Source organism: Spirosoma koreense (genome assembly GCF_054777875.1).
In genome coordinates, this window is record NZ_BAAHAC010000022.1 from 2,007,042 (window position 1) to 2,025,707 (window position 18,666).

Sequence of the window (18,666 nt, forward strand, 5' to 3'; positions counted from 1 at the left end):
TTTGACGAAAGTTGCGCGGCAAAAGACCGCTTTCCGTGGATAAAGCCAACCGCTATTCTGAAATACTCATAGAAGTTCAGGCATAACAGCGCACTTCCATCAGGGCAGCCGGGGCTTTGCCCGCCTGCGGTTTCAGGTGAATCGTCAGGCTGGTGGTTTCCAGGGGTTCCGGAAACTGAATCGTGGTTCGGCTCTGGTGATTATCGGTTTGTCGAAACACGCGCTCCTGCCGGTCGTTGCACAAAATGAACTCACTCGCGCAGAACGGCGACACGGTTTCGGGATGAATCATAATCACCGATTCGAGCGGGTGATCGAAGTCCGAATCGAACGACAGCGCGACCTGACGAATCCGCTGTTTGCTCGGCCAGGTCAGGGTTAAAGTCGGATTGGTATCGGTCAGACTGGCCACCCAAGCATTGGGCTGATCGGTGGGCCGCTGAAGCCCGTTGCGTACATTGACACCCTCGAACAGCCGGATGCCAGGGGCAATTCGCAGGGCAATGTTGTGGCCGGCTGGCCGGCGTTCGGGGCACCAGAACTCGAACGTGTCGACACCGATGTCTTCGGTTGGTTCCTGCTTGCCATAGTTCGATACCGCCGGGTTGATTTTATTAAAGACCGACAGAACGCCCGTAACGCGCAACTGGCTGTATTGCAATTGGATATGTTCGTTTTTCAGGAATGTAACGAACACATACTGTGGTTCATTCAGTACGCTGTCGAAGACCAGTTCCAGCTCCTGACTGCCCTTACCGATGGACAGGGTTTTGGTTTCCAGAGTCACATCGGGCGTATGATTGAAGGGCTTACTGCTTCGGCGTAACTCGACCGTCAGGGTCGTGGCCCGGTCGGCGGTAACAAAAGTCGTTAGTTTCGGAACCGGACCCGCCGGTAAAGGCAGCATCTGAGCCGCCGACTGAAGCAGGGGCATCAACGGGCCATCGGGCGGTAATTCGGTCAGAACGAATTCGCTGGAAGCCGTCACGGTAGCCTGCTGGACAAGATCGTCGGCATCCTGCAGGCTAAGCCCCGGAATGTGTTGTCCCGACTTCAACAGCTCCTGTTGGAGCGTTTGCATTCGGCTCGGTTCGGTTAGGTCGCGCGGCAGTAAGTGTTCGCGCGTACAGAGCGCAGCCGCCATCCCCGACGCCTGTCCCACGTGCGCGCCCGTCGCCATCACCCGCGAAGACCCGAACGCAACGTGCGACGCGCTGATGATCCGCCCGGCCAGGAACAGATTCGACACGTTACGGCTGTACAGACACCGGTACGGAATGGAATAAATACCTTTGCTATGCCACTGATTGCAGCCCGGTTTCTCCGAAAAAATACCGTCGGCGGGGTGCAAATCGATGCTCCAGCCCCCAAAAGCCACGGCGTCGGGGTGCGGCCGCTGCTCGACCACGTCCTGCTGCGTCAGCATATAATCGCCCTCGAATCGGCGGCTTTCCCGCTTACCGGGAATCTGCCCAACCCATTCCAGCGTCATGGTTTCGGCTTCGGGAAACTGCCCGGAATTTTTGATATAGTTCCAGACGCCGTATACCACTTTCCAGAGTTCCCATTTGATGGTTTCGGTATCATGAACCGTATCCAGTCGTCCGCCGTACTCGATCCACCAGAGCTGACAACCGTACTCCTGCGCATTGAACCGCCGGTAGCGCGGTATTTTCGTGATATCATCCAGGGCGTAGGCCGGTGGTACAAACCGCACCAGCCGACCCGTATCTTTCGTGTAGAAGTACAGCGAATGCCCCAGTAGCTCACCGTATTCGGTGGAGGGCGCAAATTTCTCGCCAAACTCCTCCCGTTTTTCGGCCCCCATCCGGAAAGCGGCCCCGGCCTGAAACGCAACGATGCCATCCCCCGACGCATCGCAGAACAGCGGAGCAACCAGATCATAGGCGGTGCTGTTCTGGCTGCAAAAAGCTTTCAGTCCGCTGATGGTTTCGGGCGAAGATTTCTCGACCTCATACACCACCGTATTCAGCAATACGGTAAGGTTGGGTTCCAGCACCACTTTTTCCAGCAGAATCGTGTCGAAAATCAGCGGGTTGCCTTCGGGATTGCGGTAGAGGTTTTCGAGCAGCAATTCGTCGATGACCCCGCCCTCGCGCGCCCAGCGGTTATTGTTGCCCATGTGCGAAGTAGCGCCCAGTACCCACAGCCGCACTTCGGACGAGGAGTTGCCGCCCAGCACCGGCCGGTCCTGAACCAGCACAACGCGAATACCCGCCCGGGCCGCCGTAACGGCGCAGCAAACCCCCGACAAGCCTCCGCCGACAACGATTAGGTCGGCATCGTGGCGAATGGTTTTCAGGGTTCGTTTATCAGTTGCCTGTTCGTGTATCATTCGTTAAATCAAAAGTTTGTGTGAGAATTGTAAAGCCGGTTGGTTTGACGATTTCGACCGATATCGTTTTGTCGAAACCACGAACCGGAATGGTCAGATCGGCGCTCTGGCCGGGTTGTAAAGCTGGAAGCGGAAAGGTCGCATTAGCCGCTTTGACAGTGTAGTTTTTAAGGGCATAAGCCGGAAAATCAGCCCGGGCCGTCAGACGAAGTTTGAGCGAATGCACCCCTTCCTGCCCAGGTTCCCAACTGGTTTTTTCGACCGTTACGGGAGCCATGCCTGTCTGGTGTGCTTTGTACAAAGGCCGCTTCGAGCGGTCCGGGCGCACGAGTCCCCAGGGGCGCGTGCCGTCGGGATTGGTGCCGTTGTGTCGGCTCAGATAATCGTTGAACGACCACCATGACGCACCGACCACGTAGGGCAGTTGCCGGATATCGCTGAGGAATTTTTCGATGTGGGTCACCTGACCCGCTTCTGCATCTTTCCCGTCGGCTCGGGTACCGTATTCACTGATAAAAATCGGCTTGTCGGGATACAGCGAATGAATGTGTTTCAGCACGTTGGCGTGGTTGCCGTAGGTGTTGGTCGACACAAAGTCGCAGTACTGGCTGGCTTCATCTTCGGGCTTTTTCGGCAGGATGTTGAGCCGCATCGACGCGAAGGTGTACAACCGCGTGGGGTCGAGTTCACGGGCAAAGGCGATCATGTCTTTGGTCCAGCGCTGCCCGGCGGGTTGTTCCGACAAGTATTCATTCCCAACGCTGTAGGCGATAATGCTGGGGTGGTTCCAGTCGCGTTCGGCCATTTCTCGAAACTGCTGCCGAAACTTGGTGCGGATGGTGTCGTTGTCCATCTCGCTGGGTGTCAACTGCCAATTGCCCGCTTCGGCAATGATAAGCATGCCGTTCCGGTCGGCCCAGTCGTACACGGTTTCGGAAGGGGTGTAATGCGTGAGCCGGTGAAATTCCATGCCCGCTTCTTTCATCAGGCGCAGGTCTTTTTCAACGACCCAGTCCGGTTCCATCGAGCCCAGTTGCGGGTAATCGACCACCCGATTGCCGCCCGCTACTTTGATGGGCTGGCCGTTGAGCAGCAACTGCGCACCGCGTACCTCCACTCTGCGAATGCCGAAATGCGTCTGCACGGTGTCGGTTGCGGCTATGACCTGCACATCGTACAGCGTTGGCTGGTCGATGCTCCAGAGTTTGACATCTGAAGGTTTCAGGGATGTGGTCGCTTCCAGCACAACCAACTGGTTAGCCCCTACGCTGCCCGGTGATTGCTTCCAGGTAAGCGGAATCGGTTTGCCATTCTGTTCGACCCGGAACGTAAGCCGGGGCGTAACCGACTGGTTACCGGCGTTACGAATCCGGGTTTTCAGGGTTAGCGACGCTGTTCCCTTAGCCAGGTCGGGCGTTGCTTCGACCTTGACATTCTCGACGTACACCGCCGGCTCGACCGTGAAATAAACCGGACGGATAAGTCCCCCGAAGTTTACCCAGCCCGGAAACGGGTCGTTGGGCTGGTTGTTGTCTTTGGCACCGGGAATCGTACCCACGCGCCAGGTGTTGTTGTTGACCGAGATAGCGATCGAATTGATGCCGCTTTTCAGAAAATCGGTCACGTCGAACTGAAAAGGCGTGTAGCCACCTTCGTGCGTACCTACTTTTTTGTCGTTGATCCAGACCGCCGTTTCGTAGTAGGCAGCATCGAAATGAAGCAGCACCCGCTTGCCGGTTGTGGGCTGCCACGGAAAATTCCGCCGATACCACCCTGTTCCGGTATAAAACTGATACCGCGGATCGACCGAAAAACAGTGCGGAACGGTCACTTTATCCCAGCGGCCAGGGGAAACGCTTTCCTGGTACCATTTGCCTTTTTCGCCTACCTGCATCGGGTCCATCGCGAACGACCACTCGCCATGCAGAGGAATGGCTTTTGGCTCGCGCAGGGTGTACTGAGCAACACCTGGACGAGTCAGGTGAAGCAGGAAAAGGAGGGTTAGAACAGTTCGGATGTGTGTCATGTAAGGGGTGAAAGTCAAATAAATCAGAAAAGCTGTGCTGCGCCGTGTCGAGCTTAAAAAGCTGGCACGACTACGTTTTCGAATTGACGAGTTTCTCGACCGGCTTCGGTCCTGATAGTTGAACGCGTTGGGCCGCCCGCCAGGGAATCAGAGCCGCCAGCAGAATGACAACGCCGATACCGGCCGTGATGCCCCCGCCTATGTTGGCTAACGTGCTCAGCCCAAACAACATCAGCGCGGTAAACGCCAGTGCACCGGCGATGACCTGCAAGCCAAAGCGATTCTGTTGCTGCACGGCCAGCACTTCCTCCGCCGACTCGGCCTGAGCCTCTTCCCGCTTCTGTTGACGAGCGGTCAGGTACTGATCATATTCACGGGCTTCTGCCCCCTTCGATCGTGCGTAAAGCTCATAACCCAGCAGGAGCAGAAGTGGTAACCCTACGCCAATGGCTGTTTCCCAACTGCGACTTAGTTTGTAATCGAACAGCAGCGGTAAAAGGATTTTGCAGAATAGGTTGACTGTCAGGCCAATGGTGGTGATCCAGAGCGTTGCCCGGCTGGTCAGGCGTTTGGAAAAAAGCGCCCAAAGGGGAGGAGCCAGCAGCGGACCACCCGAAATGGCCGAAATACTCAGCACCACTTCGACCATACCGCCTGCCGCGGGCACCAGCAGGGCAATTCCGATCATGCCCAGCCCGAACACCCACGACGACCCCCGCGCCACTCGAATCAATTGCCGATCCGACGCAGCCGGGTTCATCAGACCTTTGTAGATGTCATTGGTAAACACTGCCGACACCACGTTGAGCGCGGTATTGGCACTGGCGGAGGTTGAGAAATACATACCTGTCAGCATCAGACCCAGCAAACCCGGTGGCAGCACCAACTGGCAGATTTTGAGGTAGGCATTCTCCGTGTCGAGACCCGTTAACGACGGATTGATGACGTGGTAGATCATCGGCGGCAGCATCCAGATCACCGGACTGATGAGGTATAGCCCGGCAAATAAAAAGGCCACGTTGCGCGCCGATTTCGGACTATCGACGCTGGTGTAGCGCTGTACGAACGTCCAGTTGCCGCCGATGTAGCAGATGTGGTAGAGCACAAACGCCAGCACAAAACCGAGGGTGTATTCACCGTTGAGCAGCCCAAAAAAATCGTCGGGTACGCTCTGGACAAAGCCTGAAAATCCTCCCACTTTGCCCAGGGAAAGCGGCAGGAGAATGAATACGGCCGCCGTTAGTACCACAAACTGCAGAATGTCTGTCACCATAACCGCCCATAAACCACCGACGGCGGTATAAGCAATCATGAACAGGCCAAGCCCAATGGTACACGGCACCAGGGGCAGGTTCAGTGAGGAACTGACCAGTTTGGCGACCGGGTACAACACCGAGCCCTTGATGAAAATGGAGACCAGGGTGAAAATGAAAATATACACTTTCTGCACCGTGACTCCCAGCCGCTCGCGGATGAATTCGGCTGCTGTCAGTGCGCCCGTGGCTTTCCAGCGTGGGGCCAGGTAAAGACCGGTTACAAGTGCCCCGATACACATGGTCCACTGAATGGTGATGGCAACCCAGCCGTATTTATAAGCGATGCTGCCCCAGGCCACGAACGTGCCCGCCGAGAAAAAACTCATGAACAGCGACAGGCCACCGATAAACCAGGGGACAGCCTCACCGCCCGCGAAAAAAGATTTCAGGTTCCGGCCCGTTCGGGCAAAGAGCAAGCCAATGCCCAGCACGAAGGCGGAAAAAATGACGATAACGGCGGTATCGATGGTTGTATTCATGAACTTGAGTAGTGTCTTATTGTAACGCGGGCATCTGTAGCTGTAGCGCGTGTGGAAACCCGCGGTTGATTCGCTGGAATCGCGGGTTTCCACGGCAGCGGCCGACCATCCGCGCTACAACGTGCTACGGCTTTATTGCAACTCAACGGCCAGTACTTCCTGACCAAAGCCAGGCAGATTTACAAAAATAGATTCGGGTGAAACGGCCTGGTTCGTAGTCAACCGTTTGATCGACTTAATCTGTTTGCCCAGCGTGGCCGGGTTGATTTTTATGGCCGATTCAGTCGCCTGCGAGCGGTTGTTTTGCAACACCACATAAAGCCGGTTTTTCTGCGGAGACTGCGCCAGCAGGTAATCGATGACGGGTTTTTCGGGTTGAACCAGCCCTTCCTGAATCAGCAGCGTTGCTTTTTCACCGTAGATCGTTCCGGGCGCAAAGCCATACGTTTGGTGCGGTCCAACTTTCGGGGTCACAAACCCGCGCGGAAACGACACGTTCCCGCCCGACCGCAGTTCGGCTTCGGCCATCAGGTAATCTGTCAGCCAGCCAATCTGCCACCAGGCATGGTGCGGATACGGACCTGATCCCCGGTTCATGGCGTTCCAGTAATAGGATGCGACGCTGGTCTTCGGCTCCACAAACGCATCGCGACCGATGGCTCCGGCGCGGGCCATATCCGCAAAAATCGGTTCTTTCGTCAGCCCGTACAGCCGGATAAACATACCCGCGTGGCTGCATAACTGAATCGGACCCGCGCGGTTGGCCGAGCCGAAAATGCCGCCGTGCTCGAAACTCAGCCCCGTCTGGCTGATTTCCCAGTCTTCACGGGGGGTGCCGTTGACCGTTTTCTGATCGTGATTAGCGATTGGATGGGTGTAGATCGAAGTCGTGTAAATTTTGGCAGCTGTAATGGCGGCTTCTTTGTAGCGATTATCTTTTGTCAGATCATACAGATCGAGCAGCGCCTGAGCCGACTGTCCTGTAGCGAAGTCGGGCGCGTAGCGGGCGTCGCCACATACGCCCAGAAAGCTTCCCGTGGCGATGGCGTTTTTGAGAAACCAGTCGGCTCCTTTGCGGGCAGCGGCCAGGTATTTCGGATCGTTCAACAACCGATACGCAACGATCAGCCCGTAAAACGTTGGGCGGACATCCTGAATATCTTTGAACGCTTCCTGCTCGGTATGCCGGTCGTAGGCAACCGCCCAGTGACCGTCGGGTTTCTGCCAGGTCAGCAGCCGGTCGGCACCCAGCCGCAGTCGCTCTTTCAATTCGGCATTGGTCGGCTCGAAGAGGAGCATGTTGCCCACGTCGAGCATGGTGTAATACGTCAGGGCAATGGGCTCAACGACCTCACCCCATTCTTCCACAAACTTTTTAGACTTCGCCAGATAATACTGACCTACGGCCGCTCCCTTGAAAAAGCCGTCGCTGGTTTGCTGCTGAACGAGCTTAAAATTCAGCGCATACGGCAGTACGTTTTGAGTCAGGTCCGGGTCTTTCGTCGCGTTGGCGAGCATCCACATGGCCCCGTAGTCGGAGTTTTTCATGGCGTCTTTGTTGGAGCCAACGACCCCGCCCAGGTACGACTGTGCTCCGATTTTCTTACCGTCGAACTCCTCGATGTTCCACAACGACGTTTTCGGATTGGTCAGGTAGTGGTGCATTTTCTCGATCCGGTCGGTCAGCGACTGTTTGCTCTGCCGTAGCGCCAGGGTTTCCCGGAACTGATAAATGTCGTAGACCGCGTGATTCAGCGTCTTAAACCAGTCGCCGTCGATCAGGCTATACCGAAACGAGTAGCTAACGGATTCGCCGGCTTTGAGCGCCGATTTGGGTTCGCCCAGTACCGGGAAATAAAGCGTCGGCGACAGTTGCGCTTTGCGGTTCATGTGCGACAGGCCGATGTTCCAGTCGATCTGGGTGCTCTTATCCTTCGCCCACGGATCGCGGGCCAGACCCGGTTCGGGAATAACGGCGATCGTCACCCCGGCCTTCGTCGTGATCATCGGGCAGAGCGTACTGGCGCAGCGTTCGCGGTAAACGGCCGGAATGGTCGGGATGCCGTGCCCGTAGGCATACGCCAGCGCGAAATTTTTCTGGAAGGCATTGCCCTGGAAATAACCCGGCACCGTGGCCCAGGCCAGATTCGGTTCGGAGGTGGTGGTCAGGGTTGGGCTGGCCAGCGAAAAATACCCGTCTTTTTTCGGGATGATGGTCTGCTTGACCAGAATATCCGTCGGGAATTTCGGGTCGATCGTCCAGTCGGTCCGAATCGTCCCGACGGCGGTTTCCTCCTGAAAGCTCACGCTATTCGTTCCGGTCCGTTTGCCTACTTTCGGAAAGAAATACAGTGCCTGTCCCGCTTTGTTGAGCGAAACCGGGTTCGTGCTTTCGGCCCATTGGGTTTGCTGATAATGGTATTTCGGTCCCGGAAATTCTTCGCCGGTTATCGACCGAAAGGTAGTATCCGGCTTATCGGAAGGCTTGTCGGCAGCATACAGCAAGGTATTTTCTCCCGAAGGCGCGGGCAGACTAACCCACTGATTCCCTTTTCGCACGGCTACCTGCGCGACGGTCCAGCCTTTAGCCGTCTGTTTCCAATTGACTTTGATGCGCTCATTGGCCAGTGACAGTGGTTGACTGGACTGGGCGTAGCTAGTCAGTGCGAGCAGCCCGAATAGAAACGCAAGCGTATGTTTCCTGATAAAAGGCATTAAACGATCAGTTTTGACTCGTGAACTTGTTCATACCGATAGAACGCAGACGGTGCGGATACTTTCGAAAAGTGCTGTTGGCCACATCATTTTTTGTCATTCCGACGAAGGAGGAATCTTAAGGGCGCCTGTAGGAGAGTTTAAGATTCCTCCTTCGTCGGAATGACAAAAACGCATGATAACACTCTGCGCCACCTGCGTTCTGTTTTTTTACTTCCAGTCTGGGTTCTGATCCAGCTTCGGATTCGCGTATAGTTCATCCTGCGGAATCGGGAAATATTTGTTCTTGGCCTGCACCGACCGGGTCGGGTAAACGCTGTTGACCGCTTTCGGAATCACGGTCAGGTATTTGCCCGTCCGGGTCAGGTCATACCAGCGGTCACCTTCGGCAAAAAATTCCCAGGCGCGTTCCTGAATCACAGCATCAATGAATGCGTCTTTGCTCAGGCCGGTTTGCAGATCGGGTAGCCCCGCCCGTTTCCGAACCACGTTGATATACCCATAAGCTGTTGTCGTTGGACCGTTCAGTCGTGCTTCGGCTTCGGCCGCAATCAGGTACATATCCGCCAGCCGGAAGATCGGAATATTCGGAATCAACCCGACCGTCGAAACCGGGTCCTGGTATTTTTTGATCAATACCCCATCGGTTGTTATCGGTGTGATGTTTTTCTGCGCTACGATTTTCCCGCTCTTATCCACGTAGTTCGTATCCAGCAACTGCCGCCGTTTGTCGACTGGGTTGAACGACTTATAGAACGACATGTAAGCAAACATCGACCCGAAAGTGGTTTTGCCGTATTCTGGTCCGGCACTTCCGGCGGGGCCGCACAGACCGGTAAGCTGGTGCGACCGGCCGGGCGAGAACGGGTCTGCTTCATATGCCCACATATTCTCGATGCGGGCGGCATCTTCCTGGTCGTATTTGTACACGTTGCGCACGTCGGGCAGGAGCGAATATTTTCCGGAGGTAATCACCGCCTGTGCCTTTTCCAGCGCTTTGGCCCAGTCTTCGTTATACAAAGCCGCTTTGGCGTAGAGCGCGTTGACGACTTCTTTGGATGGCCGGCCTTTATCGACTGTCGGGTAGGAGGGAAGTCCGGCGTTGAAAGCCTGGTCTAAATCGCTGTAAATCTGTTTGTACACATCTGCCCGGGCGCTTTTACCCACAATGGCGTCGGTCTGCGAGTAGCTGGGCGTGGTTTTGATGGGCACGTCGCCAAAGTTTTTGGTCAGTGCCCATTCGTAGAACGCCCGCAGGAAGTACGCTTCGCCGATGATCTGCTTTTTCCGAGTTTCGTCCATCGTAGCGCCAGGCACTTTGGCAATGATCCAGTTGGCTTTCTCGATGCCGTCGTAGCCCGAAATCCAGATTTGCTGGGGCGATTCGTTGGTTCGGGAGTTGCTCTTCTGAACCGTGTAGTTGACATCGTACGTGAAGAGCGTCAGCGTGTTCCGGCCGACCACACCCCGTGGGTAGGTCTGGTCGTCGCTGAAGTCGGGCACGAGCGTCATAGCCGGTCCGCTGTACATATCGGCCAGTGGGTCATAGGCGGCAATGAGTCCCTTTTCGGCATCGGCAGCGGTTTTGTAGAACGCTTCGGTGTAGATGGACGAGTAAATGGTTTCGTCTAACTGGCAGGAAGCCAGGCAAAAAGCCGTGAGTATAGGAATTAGTTTCGTTTTCATGAGAGTAAGTTGTCAGAACCGCATCGGCGGCCCGGCAGGATTATTCTGATTTTATTGACTGACGTTGATTTAAGATGCTTTCTGCGAAAGCTTTTGACAAAAACAAAGTCAGTCAGTTAAATCACATAAATCCCGGTTTAGAAAGTGACCTGTAAACCACCCAGATACGACCGGGCTTGTGGATAGACGAGGTTGTCGACGCCAATGGTCGTGTTCGAACCCGCGTAGGTGTTGACTTCCGGATCGAAGCCGCTGTAGTTGGTGATCGTAAAGAGGTTGTTGGCGCTTACATACACCCGTATCTGCTGAATCCCTTTTATACGAGGCAGGGTATATCCCAGCGTTACGTTCTTGCAGCGCAGGTAAGAACCATTTTCCACCACATAATTCGTTACCGGCAAACGCCCGCCCTGAAAACCGCTCACGTACTGGTTGTTCGGATTCGTGGCTGACCAGCGGTCGACGAGCCCCGCCAGCATGTTTCGCTGACCCAGTGGGTTTTCGAACGAAAGGCGGCTGGCGTTGTAAATGTCGTTACCCTGCGAACCCGACAGGAAGGCGTTGACATCGAAGTGCTTATACGACAGGCTCGTCGAGAAACCGTAAATGAAATTCGGATTGGGGTTGCCCGTGATGACCTGATCGGCCGCCGAAATTGTACCGTCGCCGTTCACGTCTTTTACCTTCTGACCGCCCAGCCGACCGTCGTAGCCCGGCAGAATCGTCTCACCGGTCTGGTTGATGCCGTCGAATACGTACGTTTTAAACAGACCCAGCGGGCTCCCCACTTTCAGAATCGTATAGGCCGTGATGAACCGCTCCTGCGTGGTGCCCCCGTCCAGATCCAGCACTTTGTTGCGGTTAAAGGTTATGTTGCCCGACACATTCCATTTCAGTGCCCCGTCCAGCACCCGGGCGTTGACGGCCAGTTCGAGCCCCCGGTTCTGCAGCGAGGCAAAGTTGCCCGTAATCGTGCCGTAGCCTGAGCTGAGTGGCAGCGTTTTTACATAAAGCAGGTCTTTGGTGGTCTTCTCGTACACATCCGCGATAAGGCTGATGCGGTTGTTCAAAAAGCCGATGTCGAGGCCAATGTCGGTCTGCGCCGAGCGCTCCCAGCGTAGGTCGGGATTGGCGATGCCCGACGGATTGATTCCAATCTGATACGTATGGTTGATGTTATAATCGCTGCCCGGATTCGGTGCGGAAACCGTTGCCAGCGACTGATACGGGTTGATTCCACCTGCGTTTCCGGTAATGCCATAGCTGGCCCGCAGTTTCAAATCCGACAGCCAGCGGAGGTTTTTGGCGAAGGGTTCCTCAATGATCCGCCAGCCAGCCGACGCTGCCGGAAACAGACCGTACTTATGATTCGCCCCGAACTTGCTTGAGCCGTCGACGCGGGCGGTCAGGTCCAGGAAATATTTGTCTTTGAATCCGTAGTTGATCCGGGCCAGGTACGAGTCGAGTCGTTGGCGGGTTCGGTTGCTGTTGACCGTCCGGGTCAGGGCCAGTTGAATCGCTTCATTTTGCGTAGCGTCGTTCGGGAAACCAGTCGCGCTGATGCTGTTGGAGTTGGCCAGTTCCGACTGCGTCGCAAAAACGCCGGTCGCTTTAAACGAATGATGCTGTGCAAAGATGTGGCTATACGTCAGTATGCTTTCGTGCAGCAGCGCGACGTTGTTCGTATTGGCTTTCGCACCGGAACCGGAGTTGTCGTTGAGGTCGGTTCGGCTGACGATGGAACGGGGCGAGTAGGTATCTCGCAGGCTGCTTTGGAGATCGACGTTGAACGAAGCTCGGTAGGTAAGCCCTGGCAGCAGCAGCGCTTCGCCATATAAGTTTGCCAGCGTACGGCGCAAGGCTGTCTGGTTTAAGACGGCACTAAAATTCAATGGATTGACGACTTCCCGGTATTGACCATTAGCCTGCTCACCGAACGGAAAAATCGACCCGTCCGTCCGGTACGGTTGCAATGTCGGAGGAGCGCCCAGAGCCGCTCCCAAAATGGATCCCGTGACGACATCCGCATCACCGACTGTCTGAGACCCCGTCGTAACGCCCTGGTTTACGGCGTAACTGCCTAGAATACTCGTACCAATTTTCACCCGGTCGCTGATGCGGTGGTCGACGTTGAGCCGAAGTGAATACCGCTGAAAGCCCGAATTGATAATGATACCCTGCTGGTTGAAATAGTTGAGCGAGAGGGCCAGCTGTGTTTTTTCATTCCCGCCATTGACCGACAACTGATGGTTCTGAATGGGCGCTTCGCGGAAGATGATGTTCTGCCAGTTAACGCCTTCGCCCAGTGAGGTCGGGTTAGGGTAATAGTTGTTTTTGAACACTTCGTTTTCCAGTTGCGCAAACTGTGCCGCGTTCAGCACGGGCAGGGTTTTGTTTACTTTCTGGACCCCATAATAACTGTCGAACGTAACGCGTGTGGCGCCCGTTTTGCCTCGCTTGGTCGTGATCAGCACAACCCCGTTTGCGGCTCGTGAACCGTAAATGGCCGAAGCCGAAGCATCTTTCAGGATTTCAACCGACTCGATGTCGTTCGGGTTGATGGTCGAGAGCGGGCTGACTGTCGTGACCCCGTCAGTCGGACTGCTATTTGAGATCTGAATTCCATCGATCACATACAGCGGTTCGGAGTTGCCATTGATGGAATTCGTTCCCCGAATCCGGACGCTGATATTACCGCCTGGAGCGCCGGTGTTTTGCGTCACCTGCACCCCCGATACCCGTGCCTGGAGGCCCTGTGCTACGTTGGCAACGGGCGTTTGCACCAGCTCGGCCGATTTGACCGAGGCAATGGCCCCCGTCGTTTCGATCTTGCGTTGCGTACCGTAGCCGACGACGACGACTTCATTTAGCGAGCGGTCGTCGGTTTGCAGCACGGCATCGATGGTTGTGCGATTGCCGACGGCAACTTCCTGGGTAACGTACCCAATGTACGAGATCGTTAGAACAGTGCTGGCGGCTACATTCGGCAGCGTGTAACGACCTTCGGCATTGGTGGTCGTACCGCGCTGGGTGTTTTTCAGAACAACACTCACGCCCGGTAAAGGAGCCCCGTCGGAGCCCGTAATGCGTCCACTGACAGAACTCGTTTGGGCCATTACATTCGCTCCTGCCTGTAGCAGGAGTAAACTAATGAAAACGAGCATTTGTAATGGTTTTTTCATGGGGTTGATTTTAAGGAATAGTACAATATTGTGAATTGTGAGTATGGGTAATCAATGTATACCATCTCCGGCGAGGAGCAGGCGTCTGTAAAGAGGTAAGAGCCTGTAATCGTATAGTATGATTGAAAATAGCCTGTAAATCAGCTTTTGGCAAGATATATTTTAATTTTTTTATTGGAAACGTTTCCAACAAATACTGGAAACGTTTCCAATTTTTTGATGATATTTACGGGTAATTTTTCGGTTGGGAAGCTCTTTTAAAGAAATAATACAAAAAGTGCGTTCACATCAGACGACCATTGTTGATATAGCCAGGCAGCTACATTTATCTAACGCAACTGTGTCACGCGCGCTGACAGGACACCCGCATGTGAACGCCGATACTCGCCGACGGGTGCTTGAACTGGCTGAGCAACTGAACTACCAGCGCAACCAGGTCGCGATTTCGCTGCTGACCAATCAGACGCATACCATCGGGATTATGGTGCCCGAGTTTATCTCGTATTTCTTCCCGAAAGTGATTATTGGCGCGCAGGAAGCTTTGGCCGAGTCAGGCTATAATGTGGTCATCTGCCATTCGAATGAGTCGTACGAAACAGAGGTGACCAACGCACGGGCACTGCTAGCCAGCCGGGTCGACGGATTGATCGTGTCGCATACGAAAGAAACCCGCAACTTCGATCATTTCCAACAGTTTCAGCGGCAGGGGATTCCGGTGGTGTTCTTCAACCGGGTATGTGAAGACATGGACGTGCCTAAGGTAGTCGTCGATGATTATGCCGGCGCCTTTGAAGCCGTCGAACACCTGATCCAGATCGGCCGTCGGCGCATTGCGCATCTGGCCGGACCAAGTACCCTGCCCAACAGCCGAAATCGCCTGAACGGCTACCGCGATGCGCTGTTGAAACACGGGCTGCCGATCGAGCCGGATCTGGTTATCTCCTACGATCTGACGCTGGAAAAAGCGAATATTTATGTCAATCACCTCCTGAACTTACCCAATCCGCCCGATGCGTTATTTGCCATCAACGACCCCACAGCGATTGAAGCCCTGACGGTTATTAAAAGTCGGGGCCTGCGGGTGCCCGACGATGTCGCGGTTGTCGGGTTCAGTAACGATCCACTGGCGGCCCTCGTCGAACCGGGCCTGACGACAGTGGTGCAACCGGTCGACGAAATTGGCCAGCAGGCCGCCCGGCTGCTAGTCGAGCAACTCACCGGCCGTGATGTGGACGCAGTAGCAAAAACAGTGGTGTTACCGACGCACCTGGTCATCCGCGGCTCGACCCAAAAGCAGAAAAATTAGGCGCTAACGCCAAACGCCAATGCGATGCATGCCACAGTTCGAAACCCTGACATGCATCGCATTGGCGTTTTTGTGGTTTACTTTCCAAATCCTAACCTTTCGTTCAGTTAGCCAAAATTAGCGTTTCACCTAAATCGATGGGTGGTGCCATTAGGCTAAGTTGGTGATAGCAGGACAGTTATTCCTGAAGCCCTGTCGAAATCAATAAACGAAGTAGCCGTCTGCCTTTGGAAGACCTAATGACCGTCTTCGCCCAAAAGAAGGTCCTCGCCTATTTTCTTTGTAATTTGCCGCTATTCGCTTCAGGACAGATTACATGATCTCATTCAATACCATTCAGGAGGCCCACGACCGAATTCGGCCCTATATTCACCGCACACCGGTCATGACAAATCATACGATCAATGATCGGGTAGGGGCAGAGGTGTTTTTCAAATGCGAAAACTTCCAGAAAATAGGGGCGTTCAAAGCGCGGGGAGGACTCAATGCCATTCTGCAGGTGGTTGCCAACCACGAAGGGAAAGCCATCACGACCCATTCGTCGGGTAACCACGCACAGGCCGTAGCGTTTGCTGCGCGGCAGGTAGGCCTGCCCGCCTACATCGTCATGCCGAGGACCGCACCGCAGGTTAAGAAAGAGGCCGTGCTGGGTTATGGCGCCGACGTGATCGAGTGCGAACCGACACTGGAAGCCCGCGAAGCCGGTGTGCGTGAGGTGATCGAACGGACGGGTGCTGTGCTGGTGCACCCGTTTGATGATGACCGCGTGATTGCCGGGCAAGCGACAGCGACTAAAGAGCTGATCGAAGACGCCGGAATGGAGAAATACGGAACCGAACCGGAACGCCGGCCCGGACCATTCGACACCATCATGGCGCCGGTAGGTGGTGGAGGCTTGTTAAGCGGAACCGCTCTGACGACACATTATCTGTCGCCCGAAACGCGCGTGGTGGCAGGGGAGCCAGAAGGGGCCGCCGATGCTATTCTGTCGTTCCGCAGCGGACAGGTGGAGAAAGCTCCTTACATCAAAACCATTGCGGATGGACTCATGACAACGCTCAGCGAACGGACTCTGGCTATCATTAAGGCGCACGTCACCGACATTCTGACCGTGTCGGATGCGGAAATTACGGCCGCGATGCGGTTGGTCTGGGAGCGCATGAAGATCATCATTGAACCTTCGTCGGCGGTGCCGCTGGCTGCTGTCCTGAAGCACAAAGACCAGTTTGCTGGTCAGAAAATCGGTATCATCATTACCGGCGGCAACGTCGATTTGGGAAAACTGCCTTTTTAGGGATTCGACACTGAGCACAGAGTATATTGTTTTTCTCTGTGCTCAGTGTTGAATCTAAATAGATTATGACAAGATCCAATATCGTGATTCGCTCTGTCGAGCCGGAGCAAACGTACCCGCTTCGGCACGCGGTGCTTTGGCCTGATAAGCCCTATGAATACGTTAAAGTCGACAATGATGCGGAGGGTTACCACGTCGGTGCTTTTCTGAATGAGGAGATCGTTGCCGTGATCTCGTTGTTTGTCAATGGGCAGGAAGCCCGGTTTCGAAAGTTTGCTGCCCGTCCGGATCAGCAACGGCAGGGGATTGGCACGCAACTTTTAAATCACGTCATCGCCGAAGCCCGGCAGTTAGGGGCGACGACGCTCTGGTGCGATGCCCGGCTGGATGCCGCTGACTTTTACCGCCGGTTTGGCATGGAAGCTGTCAGCGACGTATTTTACAAAGGACCGATTCCATATGCCCGATTTTCGCGTACCTTGTAACGCGCTCTGCGTAAAGCAAATCCTAAAACCTTACCGAACCATGAAAATTTTTCTGACTACGCTATTGACCTGCGGCCTGGCTGCATTCGCTAGTGTCAGCTACGCTCAGACGGCGTCCGCTACCGACTCGACGGCTCTGAAAGCCTATGCTGGTTCCTACTCCTTTGCCAGCGACAGCCCAATTCACAAATACACCGTTACGGTCGAGAAGGGCGAGCTGTACGGCGCAGCCGACGATTACGGTAAAAACAAGCTCCTTAAGCAGGATAAAGCCGATACGTTCAAGTCGACCAGTTCGTATGGATCGGTCCTTACGTTCATTCGGGAAGCGGGTAGCAAAGCCGTAACGGGTTTTAGCATGGCAATCCAGGGGTCTGAACTGGCGGCTAAAAAAGATAATCCATAACTAAATAATTGCTCGTTGAGTTGAGTAGTAGACGCTGACCGAGGGCCGCAACAACTGGCCTTGTAAAGCCTATAAACACAACAACTCAACGATGAATACAAGCTATTCTGTACTGACAGCGGCTATCCTGTCGGTCATCCTGCTGGCCTGTAGCCAGAAAAAAGAAGCGAATCAGACGGAAGAAGCGGTGACGACGGCCGATACAACCATCGACCTGCCCGCGCCCTACGCCACCAAATCGACCTCGAACTTCAGTAACGTGCTTGGCTGGCCATCGGGCAAAACTCCTCAGGCACCCGATGGCTTTACCGTTACGGAGTTTGCCCGCGACCTGCAAAGTCCTCGCTGGATATATGTAGGCCCCAACGGCGACATTTTTGTTGCCGAAGCCAACACCGAGAAGACCGGCGTCAAGGATAAGGTGGTCAACGCCGTATCGGGCAAAAGTAAATCACAGCCTTCCGGTTCCAGCGCCAACCGGATTACGCTCTACCGCGACACGAACAACGACGGAAAGCCTGATCTGAAAGAAACGTTCCTGACGGGACTGGAGCAACCCTTTGGCATGCTGGTACTAGGCGATCATTTCTACGCAGCCAATACGAACGCGTTGATGCGGTATGACTATAAGCCAGGCCAGACGAAAATACTGACCCCCGGAAAAAAAATTCTGGACCTGCCTAAAGGCGGCTATAACAACCACTGGACGCGCAACCTGCTGGCCAGCCCCGACGGCAAAAAAATCTATGTATCGGTTGGGTCGGGCAGCAATGTGGGTGAACACGGCCCGGAAAATGAACTGCGCCGGGCAAACATCCTGGAAATAAATCCTGATGGTTCAGGCGAACGGATTTATGCCAGTGGCTTACGAAACCCGGTAGGGATGGGTTGGCAACCTACCACAAAGATGCTGTATACGGCGGTGAACGAACGCGACGAACTGGGCGATGAACTGGTTCCCGACTATTTGACCAGTGTGAAAGAAGGCGCTTTTTACGGCTGGCCCTATTCGTACTATGGGCAGAACGAAGACCCACGCCGGAAGGGCGAACGCCCGGATCTGGTCAAAAAAGCCCTTGTCCCCGATGTTCCGTTGGAATCGCACACGGCTTCGCTCGGACTGGCTTTTTACGATAAAACTGCTTTTCCTGAAAAGTACCGCAACGGCGCTTTCATCGGTCAGCATGGCTCCTGGAACCGTTCGCAACTGGCGGGCTACAAAGTCATGTTTGTGCCGTTTACGGATGGTAAACCCGGTAAACCCGAAGATTTTCTGACCGGCTTTCTGGCGGGGAATAACAAAGATGTGTATGGGCGTCCGGTTGGCGTGACGGTACTACCGGATGGAGCGATGCTGGTGGCCGACGATGCCGCCGGACGAATCTGGCGGGTAGCAGCCAAAAAAAGTTAGTGGT

The 18,666-nt window shown here is 54.8% G+C and carries 11 protein-coding genes; 5 read left to right on the forward strand and 6 right to left on the reverse strand.

Annotated features, from left to right (window positions below; translation table 11 throughout):
- Positions 1 to 76 precede the first annotated feature (76 nt).
- The 6 genes from ACYVC2_RS21775 to ACYVC2_RS21800 form a co-directional block, all read right to left on the reverse strand.
- Entirely contained in the window at positions 77 to 2,356 is a 2,280-nt protein-coding gene (locus ACYVC2_RS21775; protein WP_461105681.1) for an FAD-dependent oxidoreductase, read from the reverse strand.
- Positions 2,334 to 4,382: a glycoside hydrolase family 2 protein gene (locus ACYVC2_RS21780; RefSeq protein WP_461105683.1), complete on the reverse strand. Its 2,049-nt coding sequence runs from the start codon at positions 4,380 to 4,382 to the stop codon at positions 2,334 to 2,336. The genes ACYVC2_RS21775 and ACYVC2_RS21780 overlap by 23 nt, the downstream gene beginning before the upstream one ends.
- 70 nt (positions 4,383 to 4,452) lie before the next feature.
- Positions 4,453 to 6,177: a sodium:solute symporter family protein gene (locus ACYVC2_RS21785; protein ID WP_461105685.1), complete on the reverse strand. Its 1,725-nt coding sequence runs from the start codon at positions 6,175 to 6,177 to the stop codon at positions 4,453 to 4,455.
- 132 nt (positions 6,178 to 6,309) lie between these two features.
- Complete coding sequence (locus ACYVC2_RS21790; RefSeq protein ID WP_461105687.1) at positions 6,310 to 8,892, reverse strand: glycoside hydrolase family protein; 2,583 nt, start codon at positions 8,890 to 8,892, stop codon at positions 6,310 to 6,312.
- A gap of 210 nt (positions 8,893 to 9,102) precedes the next feature.
- Positions 9,103 to 10,578, reverse strand: coding sequence for a RagB/SusD family nutrient uptake outer membrane protein (locus ACYVC2_RS21795; RefSeq protein ID WP_461105689.1), 1,476 nt, complete (start codon positions 10,576 to 10,578; stop codon positions 9,103 to 9,105).
- 137 nt (positions 10,579 to 10,715) lie between these two features.
- A complete protein-coding gene (locus ACYVC2_RS21800; protein WP_461105691.1) occupies positions 10,716 to 13,760 on the reverse strand; it encodes a SusC/RagA family TonB-linked outer membrane protein in 3,045 nt (1,014 codons plus the stop codon).
- Positions 13,761 to 14,037: 277 nt separating this feature from the next.
- Between ACYVC2_RS21800 and ACYVC2_RS21805 the strand changes: the two genes are divergently transcribed.
- From ACYVC2_RS21805 to ACYVC2_RS21825, 5 genes are all read left to right on the forward strand, one after another.
- Complete coding sequence (locus ACYVC2_RS21805; RefSeq protein ID WP_461105693.1) at positions 14,038 to 15,066, forward strand: LacI family DNA-binding transcriptional regulator; 1,029 nt, start codon at positions 14,038 to 14,040, stop codon at positions 15,064 to 15,066.
- Positions 15,067 to 15,382: 316 nt separating this feature from the next.
- Positions 15,383 to 16,360: a threonine ammonia-lyase gene (locus tag ACYVC2_RS21810; protein ID WP_461105695.1), complete on the forward strand. Its 978-nt coding sequence runs from the start codon at positions 15,383 to 15,385 to the stop codon at positions 16,358 to 16,360.
- A gap of 65 nt (positions 16,361 to 16,425) precedes the next feature.
- A complete protein-coding gene (locus ACYVC2_RS21815; RefSeq protein WP_461105697.1) occupies positions 16,426 to 16,845 on the forward strand; it encodes a GNAT family N-acetyltransferase in 420 nt (139 codons plus the stop codon).
- Positions 16,846 to 16,885: 40 nt separating this feature from the next.
- Positions 16,886 to 17,251, forward strand: a complete 366-nt coding sequence (locus ACYVC2_RS21820; RefSeq protein WP_461105699.1) for a DUF3471 domain-containing protein — start codon at positions 16,886 to 16,888, stop codon at positions 17,249 to 17,251.
- Positions 17,252 to 17,342: 91 nt separating this feature from the next.
- Positions 17,343 to 18,662 (forward strand): PQQ-dependent sugar dehydrogenase, encoded by a 1,320-nt coding sequence (locus tag ACYVC2_RS21825; RefSeq protein ID WP_461105701.1) that lies wholly within the window; start codon positions 17,343 to 17,345, stop codon positions 18,660 to 18,662.
- Positions 18,663 to 18,666: the final 4 nt, after the last annotated feature.